This is a genomic window from Pseudomonas brassicacearum, assembly GCF_003732225.1.
In the GTDB taxonomy this organism is placed as follows: Bacteria; Pseudomonadota; Gammaproteobacteria; order Pseudomonadales; family Pseudomonadaceae; genus Aquipseudomonas; species Aquipseudomonas brassicacearum_E.
This window is the reverse complement of the sequence record NZ_MOBJ01000016.1, coordinates 40,046-58,327: the sequence shown is the minus strand read 5'-3', so window position 1 is coordinate 58,327 and position 18,282 is coordinate 40,046. Positions and strand designations below refer to the sequence as shown.

Genomic DNA, 18,282 nt, shown 5'->3' with positions numbered 1-18,282 from the left:
GCCCGAAGCGATCGTGCAGGGCAGGATGCGAACATCAATAACTAAAGGATGGAAGCATGTACGGTACTTCTGCAAGTCCTGAACGCCAGAATGCACAACAACGATCTGCGCATATTCGTGAAGTGGTGCTCGCCCACGGTGTCGAACTGCGTCAGCGCTACCCGATTCTCAACCATCAGGACGCCCTTGGCGTGGGCATTCTGGCCTTCGCCCTGGCCGGAATGATGGGGTCGGCGGCGCTCTACATGACCGGGCACATGGCCTGGTGGGCGTGTTTGCTGCTGAATGGGTTTTTTGCCTCGCTGACCCATGAACTGGAGCACGACCTGATTCACAGCCTGTATTTCCGTAAGCAACGCGTGCCGCACAACCTGATGATGGGCTTGGTCTGGCTGGCGCGGCCGAGCACGATCAACCCGTGGATCCGCCGCCATCTGCATCTTAATCACCACAAGGTATCTGGCAGCGAAACCGACATGGAAGAACGCGCCATCACCAACGGCGAACCCTGGGGAATCGCCCGTTTGCTGATGGTCGGCGACAACGTGATGTCGGCGTTCATCCGCATGCTGCGGGCCAAGACCTGGGCACACAAGTTCAGCATCATCAAGCGCACCCTGAAGGTTTACGCACCACTGGCGCTGGTGCACTGGGGTGCGTGGTACATGTTTCTTGGTTTCCATGCGGCCAACGGCATTGCGTATTTGCTGGGTACCTCGGTGGAGTGGTCGGCGACCACGCTGTCGGTGATGCAGGTGATCAATATCGCTGCGGTGGTGATCATCGGCCCGAACGTGCTGCGCACCTTCTGCCTGCACTTCATCAGTTCGAACATGCACTACTACGGCGACATTGAGCCGGGCAACGTGATCCAGCAGACCCAGGTGCTCAATCCATGGTGGATGTGGCCGTTGCAGGCGTTCTGCTTCAACTTCGGCAGCAGCCACGGCATCCATCATTTTGTGGTGAAGGAACCGTTTTACATCCGCCAACTGACCGTGCCGGTGGCGCACAAAGTGATGCGCGAGATGGGTGTGCGCTTCAATGATTTCGGTACGTTTGGACGGGCGAACCGGTTTGAGCGCAAGGAGCAGCAGACAACCGAAACGGTGCGGGAAGCTCAAGCGTAGATCGTTCTCAGGCGTGTTCCTCGGCAGCCCTTTGATTCCGGGCGCTGGCAGGAAATGTTGATTTTTTATACGATAAAATTATATATAAATCATAAAATATTACTTTCGGAAATAAGTCATTGAAGCAATGATTCATCCGTCGAAGCGGTCACGTGGGGGCGTCAGGCGCAGGCGGATCTATTCATTGAACCGCAACCTGTCCGTGTTAAACATTTGAGGATTACCGAGCTGTCGGTGATTACCGCGGGTTAACAGATTTTCGATTTCCGGGGCCGTCTCCTTGGCAGGGTGCGGCCCCTTTTTTTTTGAAAGCAAAACACAATCCCTGTGGGAGCGAGCCTGCTCGCGATAGCGGAGTGTCAACGGGCACCAATGTTGACTGACACGGCCCCATCGCGAGCAAGCTCGCTCCCACAGGGTGATTAGTTAATATTCGATATAGATCTTAATAAATAGCTTCTTATTCCTTAACGAATATAAATCCCGTCCCTATACTCGATCAGGAACAGACACGCACCGGAGAGCTCCCCCATGCGCAACGAATCAATTCGCTACCTGATCGTGCCGGGCTGGCAAGGATCGCCAGAGGATCATTGGCAAAGCCATTGGCAGAACAGCCTGCCGAACAGCGCACGAGTGGAGCAGGCCGACTGGCTGAAGCCACGCCGTGAGGATTGGGTGGCGGCGCTGGCTGAAGCGATTGATGCCGACAGCACGCCGGTGATCCTGATTGCCCACAGCCTGGGTTGCATCACGGTTGCCCATTGGGCGGCCACGGCGCCATTGCAGGCGTTGCGTCAGGTTCGCGGAGCGTTGCTGGTGGCGCCTGCAGACGTCGAACGCCCGGCCTGCGCGCCAGCGTTGCGCAACTTTGCGCCGATTCCGACGCACCTGCTGCCGTTCCCGAGCCAGGTTGTGAGCTCCGACAACGACGCCGCCGTCAGCGCTCCACGGGCGCTTGAGTTGGCACGCAACTGGGGCGCCGAAGCGGGAATTCTGGCGGGTGCCGGGCACATCAACGTGAAGTCCGGCCACCATCGTTGGGAGCAAGGTTTCGCCTACCTGTATCGCCTGCAAAACCGCATGGAACATCACGCCCTGCGCCGCGCTTGAACCTGTTTTTTATTTAAACGCCCCCGTCTCCCGGCGGTTATGGGCGGGAGTCTGCCATGAGTTTGCATGAATCTTTCGGTCAGCCATTGCTGACCTTTCCCGATGCTGAAAAAAGTCCGCTAAGCATTCGCGCCAAGGCACTGGTGTTCGTCGACCCACGCTCGCGACAGTTGCGCCAGGAGCTGGAGCAACTGGCGCCGCGCTCGATTTCGGTGTTGATTCGCGGTGAAACCGGCAGTGGCAAAGAGCTGTTGGCACGGCACATTCACCGCGCCAGTGATCGTGGCGGTTTGTTCGTGTCGGTCAACTGCGGTGCCATCAGCCCGACCTACGCCGATGCCGAGTTGTTTGGTTATGCCGGCGGCAGTTTCAGCGGCTCGGCCAGCAGTCGTGCCGGGTGGTTTGGTTCGGCCAATGGCGGGACGTTGTACCTGGATGAAATCGGCGATTTGCCGTTGCCGATTCAGATCAAACTGCTCGCCGCCCTGGAGAATCACGAAGTCACCCGCGTGGGTGCCCAGCAACCGAGCCCGGTGGATGTGCGACTCGTGGCGGCGACCAGCATCGATCTGGCACAAGCCGTGACGGCCGGTAAGTTCCATGAGCGGCTCTATCACTACCTGAGCGAAGGACAGCTCGAATTGCCGGCCTTGCGCGAGCGAGTCGGTGATATTCAATCACTGGCCGAGTATTTCCTCGGTATCTACAGCCAGCGCCTCGATCTGCCGGTGCCGTTTATCAGCGACGCGGCACAGCAGGTTCTGGAACGGCACAGCTGGCCGGGCAATACCCGTGAGCTGGAAAACGTCATTCACTTTGCGTTACTGGTCAGCAGTGGCGAGGAGATAAAGCCTGCGCATTTGAATCTGCCGCAGGTGTTGTCGCCGCTCGAACAGATCGAGCAGCAACTCAAGCGCATAGTCGACAACGGTTCAGCGCCAGAGCTGCAAGCCCTGAAACGACTTCTCGAACAAACAGGGCTCGCGTAGGAGCTGGCGCAGCCTGCGATCTTTCTGCATTCAACGGAGCCTGAAGATCAAAAGATCGCAGCCTTCGGCAGCTCCTACGGGCGTGGTTTTGCTGTATGAACAAAATGGAATATGGAAGTGAATAAAAGATATTGTTCGGGAATAAAAAATCTCGGTATTGTCCGCTCCACACCAGCGATAGCACTTCACTGGCACTTCATTTTTTAGCCGTTGTCGACAACGACAAATAAGGACACTGCATGAAAAAGGTTCTGTTGTTCACCGCATTGGCGGCTGCCCTGACTGCGGGCTTGGCCCAGGCTGGCGAAAAACTGGTGGTTGCCGCAACGCCGGTGCCGCACGCCGAGATCCTCGAACTGATCAAACCGACCCTCGCCAAAGAAGGCGTGGATCTGGAAATCAAGGTCTTCACCGACTACGTACAACCGAACGTGCAGGTCGATCAGAAGCGTCTGGACGCCAACTACTTCCAGACCCTGCCGTACCTGAAAAGCTTCAACGAAGGCAAAGGTACTCACCTGGTGACCGTGATCGGCGTACACGTCGAACCGTTCGGCGGCTACTCGAAGAAAGTCAAAACCCTGGCTGAGCTGAAAGACGGCGCAACCATCGCTATCCCGAACGAAGGCAGCAACAGCGGCCGTGCGCTGATCCTGTTGCAGAAGGCCGGCCTGATCGAGTTGAAAGACCCGAAAAATGCCCTGGCTACCCCAAAAGACATCGCCAAGAACCCGCACAACTTCAAGTTCAAGGAACTGGAATCGGCCATGCTGCCGCGTGTGCTGGATCAGGTCGACCTGGACATGATCAACACCAACTACGCACTGGAAGCGGGTCTGAACCCGGCTAAAGACGCGCTGGTGATCGAAGGTGCAGATTCGCCATACGTGAACTTCCTGGTCGCGCGTCCAGACAACAAGGACAGCGTGGCGATCCAGAAACTGGCCAAGGCCCTCACCAGCCCTGAAGTCAAAGCGTTCATCGAGAAGAAGTACAGCGGCGCGGTACTGCCAGCGTTCTGATTGAGCGGTAAAACCCTTCAAGGTTTCAACGCCGACGGCTTTCGATAGCGTCGGCGTTTTTTATTGCACGCGAAAATCAAAAGATCGCAGCCTGCGGCAGCTCCTACATTAGATCGGCGTAGGAGCTGCCACAGGCTGCGATCTCTTTGTTCAGGCCACTCTGGCCCTCAACGCCCGGCGCAACGCCGTCAATAACTTCACGATGTCCTGCGGATCCAGCCGCTGGGGTGTTTTCACGTCTGCCATTTTTATCGTCCTTGTGATGGTTCGACCGGGGAGTGTGGCCGCACGCTGCATGTCCTTGGAGGGGGATTTTGAAAAATAGATCCCTCCTACAGCGAAAAGGAAAATAGCTGTCTCCCGCTGACAGCGCCAACCCATCAGATAGTTTTTTGCGTGATATCAATATGCTTTATCGGTATTTAAATGTTTCTTTTTATACCTTTAAAGTCAGTGCCTGCCGGGCTGTTATCCACAGCTCAATGGACTGCGCCACCGTCGCTTACCCTGCGGCGTTCAGGATCTTCAATGACGTTCGATTACGCTTTCATCCTCAGCACCCTGCCGGCGTTTCTCCGCGCCGTGGGCGTGACGCTGCAGGTCGGCCTGATCGCCATCGGCACTTCGTTGCTGGTAGCACTGATCAACGCGACCCTTCTGGTGTTCCGCACGCCGTATTTGCAGCGCCTCGTGGCGTTGTACGTGGAACTGGCGCGCAACACTCCGCTGCTGATTCAACTGTTTTTCGTCTACTTCGCGTTGCCGGCACTGGGGGTGAAGGTTTCCGGCTTTGCGGCGGCGATCATCACCATGACGTTTCTTGGCGGTGCCTACCTCACTGAGGTACTGCGGGCCGGCGTTGAAGCGGTGCCTGCGGCGCAACTGGAATCGGGGCGCTCCATCGGTCTGTCCCACTGGCAATTGCTGCGTTACGTGATCCTGCCGCAAGCGGGGATCCTCAGCCTGCCTTCGCTGTTCGCCAACTTCATTTTCCTGCTCAAGGAGACCACCGTGGTGTCGGCGGTGGCGGTGCCGGAGATTCTCTACACCACCAAGAGCTACATCGCGCTGTATTACAAAACCTACGAAATGCTCGCTGTATTGACGCTGATTTGCGTGCTGCTGTTCTTGCCGTTGTCGCTGCTGCTGAGCCGTCTGGAAAGGAGGCTCCAGCATGGCCAGTTCGGGTCTTGAGCTGCTTTGGGTGTCCTTGCCTCAGTTGGCCAAAGGCGCCGGACAAACCTTGTCGATTTCGTTTTTGAGTATCGCCATCAGCACCGTGGGCGGGGTGCTCTACGGCGTGCTGTGCAGTCTGAACTCGAAGTGGCTGAACGCGTTGCTTCGGGTCTATCTGGAACTGTTTCGGGCGATCCCGGTGCTGGTCTGGCTGTATTTGCTGTTCTTCGGCCTGCCGATTTTTTTCGGCCTGAGCCTGCCGAGTTTCTGGTGCGCGGTGCTGGTGTTGTCGTTGTGGGGCGCCAGTGAAGTCGGCGAAGTGGTGCGCGGCGCATTACATTCCTTACCGCGAGGCCAGCGTGAAGCGGGGCTGTCGATCGGGCTGTCCGGCCCACAGCTCTTCGGTTACGTGCTGCTACCCCAGGCACTGAAACGCATGACGCCGCCGACCATCAACGTCTACACGCGAATCATCAAGACCAGCTCGCTGGCGGTGTTGATCGGCGTGGTCGACGTGATCAAGGTCGGCCAGCAGATCATCGAGCGCACCTACGAATCGGTGTTGATCTACGGCGCACTGTTCCTGTTTTTCTTCTTTATCTGCTACCCGCTCTCGGCCGCTTCCCGCGTGCTGGAACGGCGCTGGACGCAAGCATGAGCGCATTGATCGAGTTCAAGGGTTTCAACAAATTTTTCGGTGAGCATCAGGTCCTCAACAGGATCGACTTGAGCGTCGAAGCCGGTGAGGTGATCGTCATCCTCGGCCCTAGCGGCTGCGGTAAAAGCACCTTGCTGCGCTGCCTCAATGGCCTGGAAGTCGCCCACAGCGGCGAGCTGCGGTTTGCCGGGCGCGAGTTGCTGAGCAAGGCCACCGACTGGCGCGAAGTGCGCCAGCAGATCGGCATGGTGTTCCAGAGTTATCACCTGTTCCCGCACATGAGCGTGCTCGACAACCTCCTGCTCGGCCCGCTCAAGGTGCAAAAACGCCCAGCGCGTGAAGCTCGCGAGCAGGCCTTGGCGTTGCTCGAACGGGTAGGTCTGGCAGACAAGCGCGACGCCTTCCCGCGTCAGCTTTCCGGTGGTCAGCAACAACGCATCGCCATCATCCGTTCACTGTGCATGAACCCGCAGGTGATGCTGTTCGATGAAGTCACCGCAGCCCTTGATCCGGAGATGGTCAAGGAAGTGCTGGAAGTGATTCAGGGCCTGGCCCGCGATGGCATGACCCTGTTGATTGTCACCCACGAGATGGCTTTCGCCCGCGCTGTGGCCGACCGCATTGTGTTCATGGATGCCGGGCGCATCCTCGAACAAAACCCTCCCGAGATTTTCTTTACGAACCCGCAAACCGCACGAGCGCAGCAGTTCCTGGAGAAGTTCTCCTACGTCGAAGCACTGCCTAAAAAGACTCTTGTAAAGGAACTGGAACCCTCATGAAAACTGCCAAGTCTTCACTGCTGCTACTCCCGTTGTTCGGTCTCGCACTGCTGGCCGGTTGCAACAAATCCGAAGAGGCTGCCAAGCCTGCGACCTCTACCGCCAGCGCCAGGCCTGCGGCCAGTTACCTGGAAAAAATCAAAGCCCGGGACAAACTGATCGTCGGCGTGTTCACCGACAAACCGCCGTTCGGTTTCGTCGATGAAACCGGTCGTTATGTGGGTTTTGATACCGATATCGGCCGTCAATTCGCCAAGGATCTGTTGGGCGACGAGAATAAGGTCGAGTTCGTCGCGGTCGAGCCGGCGAGCCGGATTCCGTTTCTGCAAAGCGACAAGGTCGACCTGATTCTCGCCAACATGACCGTCACCCCGGAGCGCAAGGAAGCGGTGGAATTCACCAATCCGAACCTCAAGGTTGCGGTGCAGGCGCTGGTGCCGCAGGCCAGCGTGGTCAAAAGCCTCGATGACCTGGCAACCCGCACCACTATCGTCACCACCGGCACCACCGCCGATATCTGGCTGACCAAGAACCACCCGGACTGGAAGTTGCTCAAGTTCGAGAAAAACTCCGAGTCCCTGCAAGCCCTGGCCAGCGGGCGCGGCGATGCTTATGCACAAGACAACCTGGTGTTGTTCAGCTGGGCAAAACAGAACCCGGGTTACCGTGTGTTGACTGAAACCCTCGGTGCCGAGGCGCCGATTGCGCCGGCGGTGAAGAAAGGCAACATCGAGCTGCGTGACTGGGTCAACGCCGAGCTGGCAAAGCTGGGTGAGGACAAGTACCTGCTCAAGCTATACGACCAGTACGTGCGTAAAGAACTGAGCGATGACACCAACCCTGAGAGCGTGATTGTCGAAGGCGGGAAGTGGCAGGGCTGATCCGCTCGGATATCTGACTGACCGCTAAAAGATCGCAGCCTGCGGCAGCTCCTACGGGTGTACGTCATTCCCCTGTAGGAGCTGCCGCAGGCTGCGATCTTTTCAATCCGGCCAGTTCCAGGCAGGTGTATCCAGTATCCCCTGACCGACGATCCCGGTCTGACCGAAGCTTTTCTCCAGCACGATGGAGTTGCATTCAGGGGCTTGCTGCAACGCCGCGATCAAGCGGCTGGCATGAGACACCACCCACACCTGACACTGCTCAGAGGCGCGGACGATCAGTCGCGCCAATGCCGGCAGCAGGTCAGGGTGCAGGCTGGTTTCCGGTTCGTTGAGCACCATCAACGTCGGCGGCCTTGGTGTCAGTAGCGCGGCGATCAGCAACAAGTAACGCAAGGTCCCGTCCGACAGCTCGGCGGCGGACAGCGGTCGCAATAATCCTTCCTGATAAAACTCGATGGCAAACCGCGCTCCTTGCAGCGGCTGGATGTTCAGCCTGGCGCCGGGGAACGCGTCGCTGATCGCCGCGTGCAGAGCCTCTGGATCGCCGATTTCGAGGATGGTTTGCAACGCTGCCGCCAGGTCGCGACCATCGTGATGCAGCACCGGCGTGCGAGTACCCAGTTGCGGTTGACGCACTGGTGCGTCGGCGTCGCTGCGAAAGTGATCGTAAAAGCGCCAGCGGCGAATGAACTCGCGCAGCTGCAATACCTCTGGCGAGGCACGCAGGCTGCCGACCTGATCGAACAGGCTGTCGAATGCCGGTGTGTGCTGGGCCAGCACATCCCAATCGCGCTCGACCCGCGAGCGAATCACCGCCCCGGCACGATTCACCAGCAGACTCGCCGGGCGGTACAGCTGACCCGACCAGATGCATTCACGCTTGATTTCCGGGTCCAGGGAAAACGCTGAGCGCGACGGTTCCGGCAGGCCCAGGGCGATCGCGTAACTGAAATCCTCACCGGCGAAGCCCAGGCGCAAGCGCTTGGGCGACTGGCGCACGCTGGCTTCGACTGCCACCTCACCGTTGCGCATGCGCCGGCTGATGTTTTCCGGCCCGGCCCAGAAGGTCGAGTCCAGCCCACCCTCGCGCGCGAGTGCGTTGACCACGCCGCCCTGAGCGGTCTCGGCTAATAGCCGCAGAGCGCGGTAAAGGTTGGATTTTCCGCTGCCATTGGGCCCGGTGATCAGATTCAACCGCCCGAGCGGAATCACCAATTTATTGATCGAGCGGTAATTGGCCACAGCAAGGGTTTTGAGCATGGAAGACTTTCTCTGTGGCCCTGAGTCGGCATCAGGATAACTGCGTTAGTGAATTTACAACGTAGGAGCTGCCGAAGGCTGCGATCTTTCACACAGGTTTACATGAGAGGCTCAAAGATCGTCCGAACGCGGCCCGAACCTTCGGCAGCTCCTACGGGGACCCTATCAGACCGAGGCGAAACTGGAACCCTGATCTAAGCTCTCAGTCGTATCGTCACGTGTCCGCCCGCATCACGCCCGCCCGTATAACGCAAAGGAGCTTGCATGGCCGGTCCCGGATTGAAATGTATCGTTGGCCTGAGTCTCTTTGCTCTGCTGGCCGCGTGCGGCGATAAGAAGCCGGTCGAGAAGGAACGCCCACGGGTGTTCGTGCAAGAGGTAAAACCCACGGATTTCGCCGCCTCGGTGACCCTGACCGGGGATGTTCAGGCGCGGGTTCAGACCGAGTTGTCGTTTCGCGTTGCGGGCAAGATCATCCAGCGCATGGTGGATGTCGGCGATCGTGTTTCCGCCAGGCAGGTGTTAGCCAGACTCGACCCGAAAGACCTGCAGACCAGCGTTGACTCAGCGCAGGCCCAGGTGGTCGCCGAGCAGGCGCGGGTCAAACAGAGCGCGGCCGCGTTCGTGCGCCAGCAAAAACTCCTGCCCAAGGGCTACACCAGCCAAAGCGAATACGATTCTGCCCAGGCTGCATTGCGCAGCAGCCAGAGCGCGTTGACCGCAGCACAGGCGCAGTTGGCCAATGCCCGCGAGCAACTGAGTTACACCGCGCTGGTTGCCGACGCGCCCGGCGTGATCACCGCGCGTCAGGCTGAAGTCGGTCAGGTGGTGCAAGCCACGGTGCCGATATTCAGCCTGGCTCGGGATGGCGAGCGTGACGCGGTGTTCAATGTCTACGAATCGCTGTTGAGCGCGCCGCCATCGAATCGGTCGGTGGTGGTCAGCCTGCTCGACAACCCGAAGATCAACACCACTGGCACGGTGCGCGAAATCACCCCGGCGGTATCGGCGCAAACCGGTACGGTGCAGGTCAAGGTCACCCTCAGCGCATTGCCGGCAGGCATGCAACTGGGCTCGGTAGTCAGTGCCACGGCCAAGGTACCGGGCAAGCCTGCGGTCGAGTTGCCTTGGTCAGCGCTGACCAAGAACCTCAGCGAGCCCGCTGTGTGGCGGGTGGATGCCAATGGCAAGGCGCAGTTGCAGACCGTCAAAGTGGGGCGTTACCTGACTGGCAAAGTGATCATCAGCGAAGGCCTGAATGGCGGCGAAAAAGTCGTCACTGCCGGCGGCCAGTTGTTGCACCCCGACGTGTTGGTGGAGATTGTCACGCCGCCCGCCGAAGGTTCGACGGGAGCACAGCCATGAAGCGCGTGTTACTGCTGTTGTCGGCGGGGCTGTTGCTGGCCGCCTGCTCGAAAAAGGAAGAACCCCCGGAGCCTGTGCGTCCGGTGCTGTCCATCGAAGTGCGATCCTTTGACCAGCAGGACCTCGGGCGTTTTGCCGGGAGCATTCAGGCGCGCTTCGAAAGCAACATCGGTTTCCGTGTGCCGGGACGTATCGCCAGCCGTAATGTCGACGTTGGCAGTGAGGTCAAGAAGGGCGCGTTGCTGGCAACCCTCGACCCGACCGATCAGCAGAACCAGTTACGTGCCGCCGAGGGCGATCAGGCGAAGGTCGAGGCGCAGTTGATCAATGCCCGGGCCAGTGCACGCCGTCAGCAGGAACTGTTCAACAAGGGAGTGGGCGCCCAGGCGCAGCTGGACATTGCCCAGACCGAACTGAAAACCACCCAGGCTTCACTGGATCAGGCCAGGGCGTCGGTCAGTCAGGCCAGGGACCAGCTCAATTACACCGAACTGCGTACCGATCACGCCGCCATCGTGACGGCCTGGAACGCCGAGGCCGGACAGGTGGTGACGGCGGGGCAGCAAGTGGTGACGCTGGCGCGGCCGGACATCAAGGAAGCAGTGATCGATCTGCCGGCGGGCCTCGCCGAGCAACTGCCTGCCGATGTGGTGTTTGAAGTCGCAGCGCAACTTGATCCGAGTATCCACAGCACGGCGATCATCCGCGAGATCGAGCCGCAGGCGCAAAGCGCGACCCGTACTCGCCGCGCGCGTCTGACCCTGGCCGAGACCCCGCGGGGCTTTCGTCTCGGCACGGCAATCAGCGTGACCTTGAGCTCGGCCATCGAGCCGCGTATCGAATTGCCGCTGACGGCCTTGCAGGAAGTCGACGGTAAAACCCGTATCTGGGTGGTCGACAAACAGACCCGGACCGTTTCCCCGCGAGACGTCACCCTGCTCAGTCGTGGCGTTGACAGCGTGATCGTCGGGCACGGGGTCAAAAGCGGTGAGCGAGTGGTCAGCGCCGGTGTGAACAGCCTCAAACCGGGGCAGAAAGTCAAAGTCGACGAGGACAGCCCGCGATGAAAGGGAGCTTCAACTTATCCGAATGGGCCATCAAGCATCAGTCCTTCGTCTGGTATTTGATGTTCGTCGCCTTGCTGATGGGTGTTTTCTCCTACCTCAACCTGGGGCGCGAAGAAGACCCGTCCTTCACCATCAAAACCATGGTGATCCAGACCCGTTGGCCCGGTGCGACCCAGGAAGAAACCCTCAAGCAGGTCACTGACCGTATCGAGAAAAAACTCGAAGAGCTCGACTCGCTCGACTATGTGAAAAGCTACACCCGGCCCGGTGAATCCACGGTCTACGTCAACTTGCGTGACACCACCAGTGCCAAGGACGTCCCGGAAATCTGGTACCAGGTGCGCAAGAAGATCAACGACATTCGCGGCACCTTCCCCCAGGGCATACAGGGTCCGTCGTTCAACGACGAGTTCGGTGATGTATTCGGCTCGGTGTACGCCTTTACCTCCGACGGCCTGTCGATGCGCGAATTGCGCGATTACGTCGAGCAGGCTCGCGCCGAGATCCGCGACATACCGGGGCTGGGCAAAATCGAGATGGTCGGCCAGCAGAATGAAGTGCTCTACCTGAATTTCTCCACCCGCAAACTGGCGGCGCTCGGCATCGACCAGCGTCAAGTGGTGCAGAGCCTGCAAACCCAGAACGCGGTGACCCCGGCCGGGGTGATCGAGGCCGGTCCAGAGCGAATCTCCGTGCGCACGTCCGGGCAGTTCGCCTCGGAAAAAGACCTGGCGGCGGTCAATCTGCGGCTCAATGATCGCTTCTACCGTTTGGCCGATATCGCCGAAATCACCCGTGGCTACGTCGACCCGGCATCACCGCTGTTCCGCTTCAACGGGCAACCGGCCATCGGCCTGGCGATTGCCATGCAGAAGGGCGGCAACATTCAGGCCTTTGGTAAGGCTCTGCACCAGCGCATAGACGAACTGACAGCCGAGCTGCCGGTGGGCGTCGGTGTACACAACGTGTCGGATCAGGCTTCCGTGGTGGAAGAGGCGGTCGGTGGCTTTACCAGTGCGTTGTTCGAGGCGGTCATCATCGTGCTGGCGGTCAGCTTCATCAGCCTTGGCGTGCGTGCCGGGCTGGTGGTGGCCTGTTCGATTCCACTGGTGCTGGCGATGGTCTTCGTGTTCATGGAATACAGTGGCATCACCATGCAACGGATTTCCCTCGGTGCGCTGATTATCTCCCTCGGGCTGTTGGTGGACGACGCGATGATCACCGTCGAGATGATGGTCACGCGTCTGGAAATGGGCGAAACCAAGGAACAGGCCGCGACCTTCGCCTACACCTCGACCGCGTTCCCGATGCTGACCGGGACCCTGGTAACCGTCGCCGGCTTCGTGCCGATTGGTCTGAACGCCAGCTCTGCCGGTGAGTACACCTTCAGCTTGTTTGCGGTCCTTGCCGTGGCCATGCTCGTGTCGTGGATCGTCGCGGTGCTGTTCGCCCCGGTGATCGGCGTGCACATCCTCAGCGCCAACATAAAACCCCATTCCGAGGAGCCTGGGCGTATCGGCAAGGCCTTCAACAGTGGCTTGTTGTGGAGCATGCGCAATCGCTGGTGGGCTATCAGCATTACGGTGCTGTGCTTCCTGCTGGCGGTGTTTTCCATGCGTTTCGTGCAGAACCAGTTCTTCCCGTCGTCGGACCGCCCGGAAATCCTCGTCGATCTCAACCTGCCGCAAAACGCCTCGATGGATGAAACCCGCAGGGCCGTCGACCGTTTCGAAGCGACCCTCAAGGGCGATCCGGACATCGTGCGCTGGAGCAGCTACATCGGCCAGGGCGCGATTCGTTTCTACCTGCCCCTCGATCAGCAATTGCAGAACCCGTACTACGCGCAACTGGTGATCGTCAGCAAGGATTTCAAAACCCGACAGGTGCTGAGCGAGCGCTTGCGCGAACGGCTGCGCAAGGACTTCGTCGGCATTGGCAGCTTCGTGCAAGCCCTGGAAATGGGGCCGCCCGTAGGCCGGCCGATCCAGTACCGGGTCAGCGGCAAAGACATCGATCAGGTGCGCAAGCACGCCATCGACCTGGCCAGCGAACTGGACAAGAGTCCGCACATCGGCGAGATCATTTTCGACTGGAACGAACCGGGCAAAGTCCTGCGCATTGACATCGCCCAGGACAAGGCGCGGCAACTCGGGTTGTCATCCGCAGACGTGGCGAACCTGATGAACAGCATCGTCAGCGGCTCGGCGGTGACTCAGGTCGACGATGACATCTATTTGATCAACGTGGTTGGACGCGCCGTGGACGCCGAGCGCGGTACGCCGGAAACCCTGCAAAACCTGCAAATCGTCACGCCCGGCGGAACGTCGATCCCTCTACTGGCCTTTGCCACCGTGCGTTATGAACTGGAGCAGCCGCTGGTCTGGCGTCGCGACCGCCAACCGACCGTCACCATCAAGGCGGCGGTGCGCGACGAGATTCAACCGACCGACCTGGTGATGCTGCTCAAGCCTGCGATCGAGAAGTTCACTGCCGGGTTGCCGGTGGGCTATAAGGTCGCCACCGGCGGTACGGTCGAAGCAAGCGGCAAGGCCCAAGGGCCGATCGCCAAAGTCGTGCCGCTGATGCTGTTCCTGATGGCGACCTTCCTGATGATCCAGTTGCACAGCGTGCAGAAGCTGTTTCTGGTGGCGAGTGTCGCGCCGCTGGGTTTGATCGGTGTGGCGCTGGCGCTGATTCCGACGGGGACGCCGATGGGCTTTGTGGCGATTCTCGGGATCCTGGCGCTGATCGGCATCATCATCCGCAACTCGGTGATTCTGGTGACTCAGATTGATGAGTTCGAGAGCAACGGATATTCACCGTGGGACGCCGTAGTGCAAGCCACCGAGCACCGGCGCCGACCGATCCTGCTCACCGCCGCATCGGCCTGCCTGGGCATGATCCCGATTGCCCGGGAAGTGTTCTGGGGGCCGATGGCCTACGCGATGATTGGCGGGATCATCGTCGCCACCTTGCTGACGCTGCTGTTCCTGCCAGCGCTGTATGTGGCCTGGTACAAGATCAAGGAACCGAAGAAAACCGCACAGTAACGGCGAGCGCTTCGCGCTCATCGCGAGCAAGCTCGCTCCCACACTGGATCTGTTAACGACGAAGAACCCTGTGGGAGCGAGCTTGCTCGCGAAGGCGTCCGAATTGACTACGCCGCTTTACGCCAGACACTCGCCAACCAAGGCTGCTGATCACGTGGCAGCCCGGCCGGCCGGTAGTAATGCTCCAACTCGACAAACCCCGCCTCTGTCAGCAGTTTCTGCCACGCCGCCAGATCGTGATACGCGCCAAAGCGCTCACCATTCCAGCCTTCACGGTTATCCCCGCGCGGATTCGAACTGAACAACACACCGCCCGGTTTCAACGTCCCGTGCAACTGCTTCAGCACCCTAGGCAGTTCCTGAACAGGAACGTGAAACAGCACCGCGTTGGCGAAGATCCCGTCGAAGCGTTCGGCCGGCAGATCGAGTTTCAGAAAGTCCTGCTGCCAGACCTCGCAACCACTGTCCTCGCGGGCCATCTGGGCGAACCGTTCCGAACCGTCGAGGCCGATGGCGATGTGGCCCATGTGGGTGAAGGTTTGCAGATCGCGGCCCGGGCCACAGCCAAAGTCGAGCACGGTGAACGGCGCCGTGCCCTGAATGTGCCGCAACAGCGCGTCGATGTTCTGGCTGACATCGTGATCGCGCGTGCCTTCACGGAAACTCTCGGCCACCTGGTCGTAGTGCCCCAGTGTGGTCGCGGTGATCTGTTTGAGGTCGTCTGGGGTGTGTTTCATGGCGGCTGCGCAGGCAAAGGGAGATGTGTCGACTATAAGCGCTTTTGCGCCTTTGAATCATCGTTGCACCTGTTACTTCTTACAGTATCGGTCAGACGAAAAATCACCCATTCTTCAGGGAGGCTCAGGCAAGCAAGGGATCGCGATGGTCGTCCAGACTTCTCACGACACAGCCACACCGACATTGTCGGTCATGGACCCGCGTGGGTTGGCGATCCGCAGCGTGGGGTACTGTCGTCAGCGCGTCGAGCAAGCGATTGATACACGGATTACCCGGCAGAGCTTTGATACGGCGGGGCGGTTGATCGAGAGCTGGGATCCGCGATTGTGGGGAACTGCGTCGAAGCCGAACCTGGCGACCGTCTATGACTTGACGGGCCAAAGCCTGCTGACCGATAGCGTCGACGGTGGTTGGCAGTTGGGTTTGCTGGATGAAACGGGTCAGTTGCTGTCGAGCTGGGACAGCCGCGGCAGCCAGCGCCACACCGAATATGACGGGCAACAGAGACCGCTTGAGGTTCGGGAGTGGACAGACGACGAGCAGCCCTGTGTGGTCGAACGCTTCACTTACGCCGAGGCCAGCGAACAGTGTGCCGTTCACAATCAGTGCGGTCAGCTGATTCGTCATGACGACCCGGCAGGAACTCAGCGGTTTGCCGAGTACGCGTTGAACGGCCAGAGGCTTTCGGAACAAAGGCATTTTTTGCTCAGCCGGGGTCGGCCCGACTGGCCGCTCGATAGCGATGCGCGTGACGTGTTGCTGGAAACACGTAGCTACGTCAGCGCTCAGGTCTACACCGCGTCAGGGGAAATACAGAGCCACGCTGATGCCAAGGGTAATAACCGGGTGTTTAGCCATACGCGGGCGGGCCAACTGAAGGACGTCCGACTGCAACTGGCGGACCCTTTAGAACCTGCCAGATTGCTGGTCAGCGGTATTCGTTACAGCGCCTTTGGTCAGGTCGAAAGTGAAATGGCCGGCAACGGTGTGAAGACCTCCACTGAATACGCCACCGACGATGGACGACTGACCCGTTTGCGGGTTTGCAACGCTGCCGGTAAACCCTATCAGGACCTCCACTATTGCTACGACCCTGTCGGCAATATTCGCCGTATCGAAGACCGGACTCAGTCGGTTCGTTACTTCAAGAATCAACAGGTCGAAGCGATCAGCGATTTCCGCTATGACAGCCTCTATCAGCTGGTCGAAGCCAGTGCTCGGGAAGTCAACACACCGAGCTACGGCCCCGCGCTGCCGGTGATGCAACCATCACCGCTGGACCCTAACCAGCTGCGCCGTTACACCCGGACGTTCGACTATGACCGGGCTGGCAATCTGCTGAGCCGGCATCACAGTGGCACCAACACGTTCACAATGTTCAGCTCATTCAGCAGCAACCGTAGCCTGGCCCAGCATGAGGACGGCTCATTGCCCGATGAGCAAGACATCCTTGACCGCTTCGATGCCTGCGGCAATCAACGGCAACTTCAGCGCGGTCAGGCAATGCGCTGGGACGCGCGTAATCAGTTGCGCGAAGTGACGCTGGTGGAGCGCGACGATGGGTCGCCAGACATCGAGCAGTATGTCTATGACCGTCCCGGTCATCGCCTGCGCAAAGTGAGGCTCACACAGGCGCACAGTCGCACATTGCTGAGCGAAGTTCGTTATCTGCCGGGGCTGGAAGTGCATTGCAACACGGCCAACGACGAGGAGCGCCACGTTATAAGCGTCGAAGCCGGACGCGGCAGTGTGCGGGTGTTGCATTGGCCGGGAGAACGGCCCAAAGGGCTTAGTAACAACCTGGTGCGTTTTGGCTTTCACGATCACTTGGGTTCCAGCAGCCTGGAGCTGGATGAAGATGCCAGGGTGCTGAGTCAGGAAGCTTATTACCCGTTTGGTGGAACGGCGTGGTGGGCGGGGGAAAATGCGATTGAGGCCAAATACAGGACCATTCGTTATTCGGGAAAAGAACGGGATGCGACGGGGCTTTACTATTATGGGTATCGGTATTACGCGCCTTGGTTGCAGCGGTGGGTGAGTCCGGATCCGGCGGGGAGTGTTGATGGGCTCAATCTCTTCAAAATGGTTGGTAATTGTCCGGTTAACTATTACGACATGGAAGGAACTAACAAGGTTTCTTCAGGGATTAGACCTCCCGTAGATGTGTTCGTCGAAGATATTCTTAATCCAGGCGCAAAAGGTTTAGGGACGGGCTGGTTTGAGGAGCTGGTCTGGAATGAGCAGAGTATGCGGTTGGAAAGTGTGGGGGGCGTTTACACTCGAAATATGGGGCTACTTAGTGAGGGGGATTCAGACTGGTATCACGATATTGAAAACTCCTCTCGTGCTTTTGCTGTTTTTCTGGATGGGAAAAATAAGCCGCGTTTGTTTATGAATGCGTACGAACAGCACATGGGTATTCAACCAGGAATGGGTTTGCCGATCATGGCCGGGCTGTTAACGGTTGCACCTGGAGTACCCTCCACGATCACCATCAGCAATCACTCAGGACATTACAAACCAGACGGTGCCATCGACGCGAAATCGTATTTAAGCGAGATAGCCCCGGGCGCAACAATAAACTACGAGTCCGTGAGTGTGTCGGATGCGTTTTCTTCTGCCATCAGACTGCCCGATATAAAGTCACCTGAGGAGTATGTGGATTTGGTTAACCATTTCAAAGGTGCTGGAAAGCAGGTGGAATTAGTCGAGTATTTAAAGGGGCAGGGTGTTTGGGATGGTTTTGTTGGGACACAATCAAAGAACTGGTTCGCAAAGGCGCTGTCTGTAATGAGTGAAACAGGAGCATCGTTCAGTGAAGCGTTCAATGCACATGTTGCCAAAGAAACCGCAACGGCAACTTCCTCTCCCCAAGCAGCTGCTCAACCTTCTCGAAGGGCTTTGAGTGTCAGGCCCCCAAACAACACTCCCTTGCCGCGACAGAAGCATTCATCTTTTTTTGGCGGTATCAGGAAAATTTTTGGCAAACGGTAGTCGACACGATCTACCTGTTACTTCTTACAGTATCGGCCAGATGAAAAATCACCCATG

The 18,282-nt window shown here is 58.7% G+C and carries 14 protein-coding genes; 12 read left to right on the top strand and 2 right to left on the bottom strand.

Annotated features, from left to right (window positions below):
* Window positions 1–56: 56 nt before the first annotated feature.
* The 8 genes from BK659_RS22760 (at window position 57) to BK659_RS22715 (ending at window position 7,748) form a co-directional block, all read left to right on the top strand.
* On the top strand, window positions 57–1,130 hold the full coding sequence (locus tag BK659_RS22760) for a fatty acid desaturase (RefSeq protein ID WP_123427283.1): 1,074 nt from the start codon (window positions 57–59) through the stop codon (window positions 1,128–1,130).
* 531 nt (window positions 1,131–1,661) lie between these two features.
* The gene (locus BK659_RS22750; protein WP_123427279.1) at window positions 1,662–2,243 is read left to right on the top strand and encodes an alpha/beta hydrolase; all 582 of its coding nucleotides are present in this window, start codon (window positions 1,662–1,664) and stop codon (window positions 2,241–2,243) included.
* A 56-nt stretch (window positions 2,244–2,299) separates the two neighbouring features.
* Complete coding sequence (locus tag BK659_RS22745) at window positions 2,300–3,232, top strand: sigma 54-interacting transcriptional regulator (protein WP_123427277.1); 933 nt, start codon at window positions 2,300–2,302, stop codon at window positions 3,230–3,232.
* A 239-nt stretch (window positions 3,233–3,471) separates the two neighbouring features.
* Window positions 3,472–4,254 (top strand): MetQ/NlpA family ABC transporter substrate-binding protein, encoded by a 783-nt coding sequence (locus BK659_RS22740; protein ID WP_033058537.1) that lies wholly within the window; start codon window positions 3,472–3,474, stop codon window positions 4,252–4,254.
* A gap of 528 nt (window positions 4,255–4,782) precedes the next feature.
* On the top strand, window positions 4,783–5,448 hold the full coding sequence (locus tag BK659_RS22730; RefSeq protein ID WP_054595068.1) for an amino acid ABC transporter permease: 666 nt from the start codon (window positions 4,783–4,785) through the stop codon (window positions 5,446–5,448).
* Window positions 5,429–6,088, top strand: coding sequence for an amino acid ABC transporter permease (locus tag BK659_RS22725; protein ID WP_123427273.1), 660 nt, complete (start codon window positions 5,429–5,431; stop codon window positions 6,086–6,088). The genes BK659_RS22730 and BK659_RS22725 overlap by 20 nt, the downstream gene beginning before the upstream one ends.
* Window positions 6,085–6,867 (top strand): amino acid ABC transporter ATP-binding protein, encoded by a 783-nt coding sequence (locus BK659_RS22720; RefSeq protein WP_123427271.1) that lies wholly within the window; start codon window positions 6,085–6,087, stop codon window positions 6,865–6,867. Before BK659_RS22725 ends, BK659_RS22720 begins: the two co-directional genes overlap by 4 nt.
* Window positions 6,864–7,748: a transporter substrate-binding domain-containing protein gene (locus tag BK659_RS22715; RefSeq protein WP_123427269.1), complete on the top strand. Its 885-nt coding sequence runs from the start codon at window positions 6,864–6,866 to the stop codon at window positions 7,746–7,748. Before BK659_RS22720 ends, BK659_RS22715 begins: the two co-directional genes overlap by 4 nt.
* 102 nt (window positions 7,749–7,850) lie before the next feature.
* On the opposite strand, the gene BK659_RS22710 is transcribed toward BK659_RS22715, so the two are convergent.
* Window positions 7,851–9,011, bottom strand: a complete 1,161-nt coding sequence (locus BK659_RS22710; protein ID WP_123427267.1) for an AAA family ATPase — start codon at window positions 9,009–9,011, stop codon at window positions 7,851–7,853.
* Window positions 9,012–9,275: 264 nt separating this feature from the next.
* On the opposite strand from BK659_RS22710, the gene BK659_RS22705 reads away from it, so the two are divergent.
* From BK659_RS22705 to BK659_RS22695, 3 genes are read left to right on the top strand one after another with little or no spacing between them, the layout of a single operon-like run.
* Window positions 9,276–10,376 (top strand): efflux RND transporter periplasmic adaptor subunit, encoded by a 1,101-nt coding sequence (locus tag BK659_RS22705; protein WP_123427265.1) that lies wholly within the window; start codon window positions 9,276–9,278, stop codon window positions 10,374–10,376.
* Window positions 10,373–11,443, top strand: coding sequence for an efflux RND transporter periplasmic adaptor subunit (locus tag BK659_RS22700; RefSeq protein ID WP_123427263.1), 1,071 nt, complete (start codon window positions 10,373–10,375; stop codon window positions 11,441–11,443). Before BK659_RS22705 ends, BK659_RS22700 begins: the two co-directional genes overlap by 4 nt.
* The gene (locus BK659_RS22695; protein WP_123427261.1) at window positions 11,440–14,493 is read left to right on the top strand and encodes an efflux RND transporter permease subunit; all 3,054 of its coding nucleotides are present in this window, start codon (window positions 11,440–11,442) and stop codon (window positions 14,491–14,493) included. The genes BK659_RS22700 and BK659_RS22695 overlap by 4 nt, the downstream gene beginning before the upstream one ends.
* Window positions 14,494–14,600: 107 nt before the next feature.
* Here BK659_RS22695 and BK659_RS22690 read toward each other — a convergent pair whose 3' ends face one another.
* Window positions 14,601–15,230 (bottom strand): class I SAM-dependent methyltransferase, encoded by a 630-nt coding sequence (locus tag BK659_RS22690; protein WP_123427259.1) that lies wholly within the window; start codon window positions 15,228–15,230, stop codon window positions 14,601–14,603.
* Here BK659_RS22690 and BK659_RS22685 point away from each other — a divergent pair.
* Complete coding sequence (locus BK659_RS22685) at window positions 15,229–18,225, top strand: RHS repeat domain-containing protein (RefSeq protein ID WP_259740297.1); 2,997 nt, start codon at window positions 15,229–15,231, stop codon at window positions 18,223–18,225. The two genes, BK659_RS22690 and BK659_RS22685, sit on opposite strands and share 2 nt — an antisense overlap.
* The last annotated feature ends 57 nt before the right edge of the window (window positions 18,226–18,282 follow it).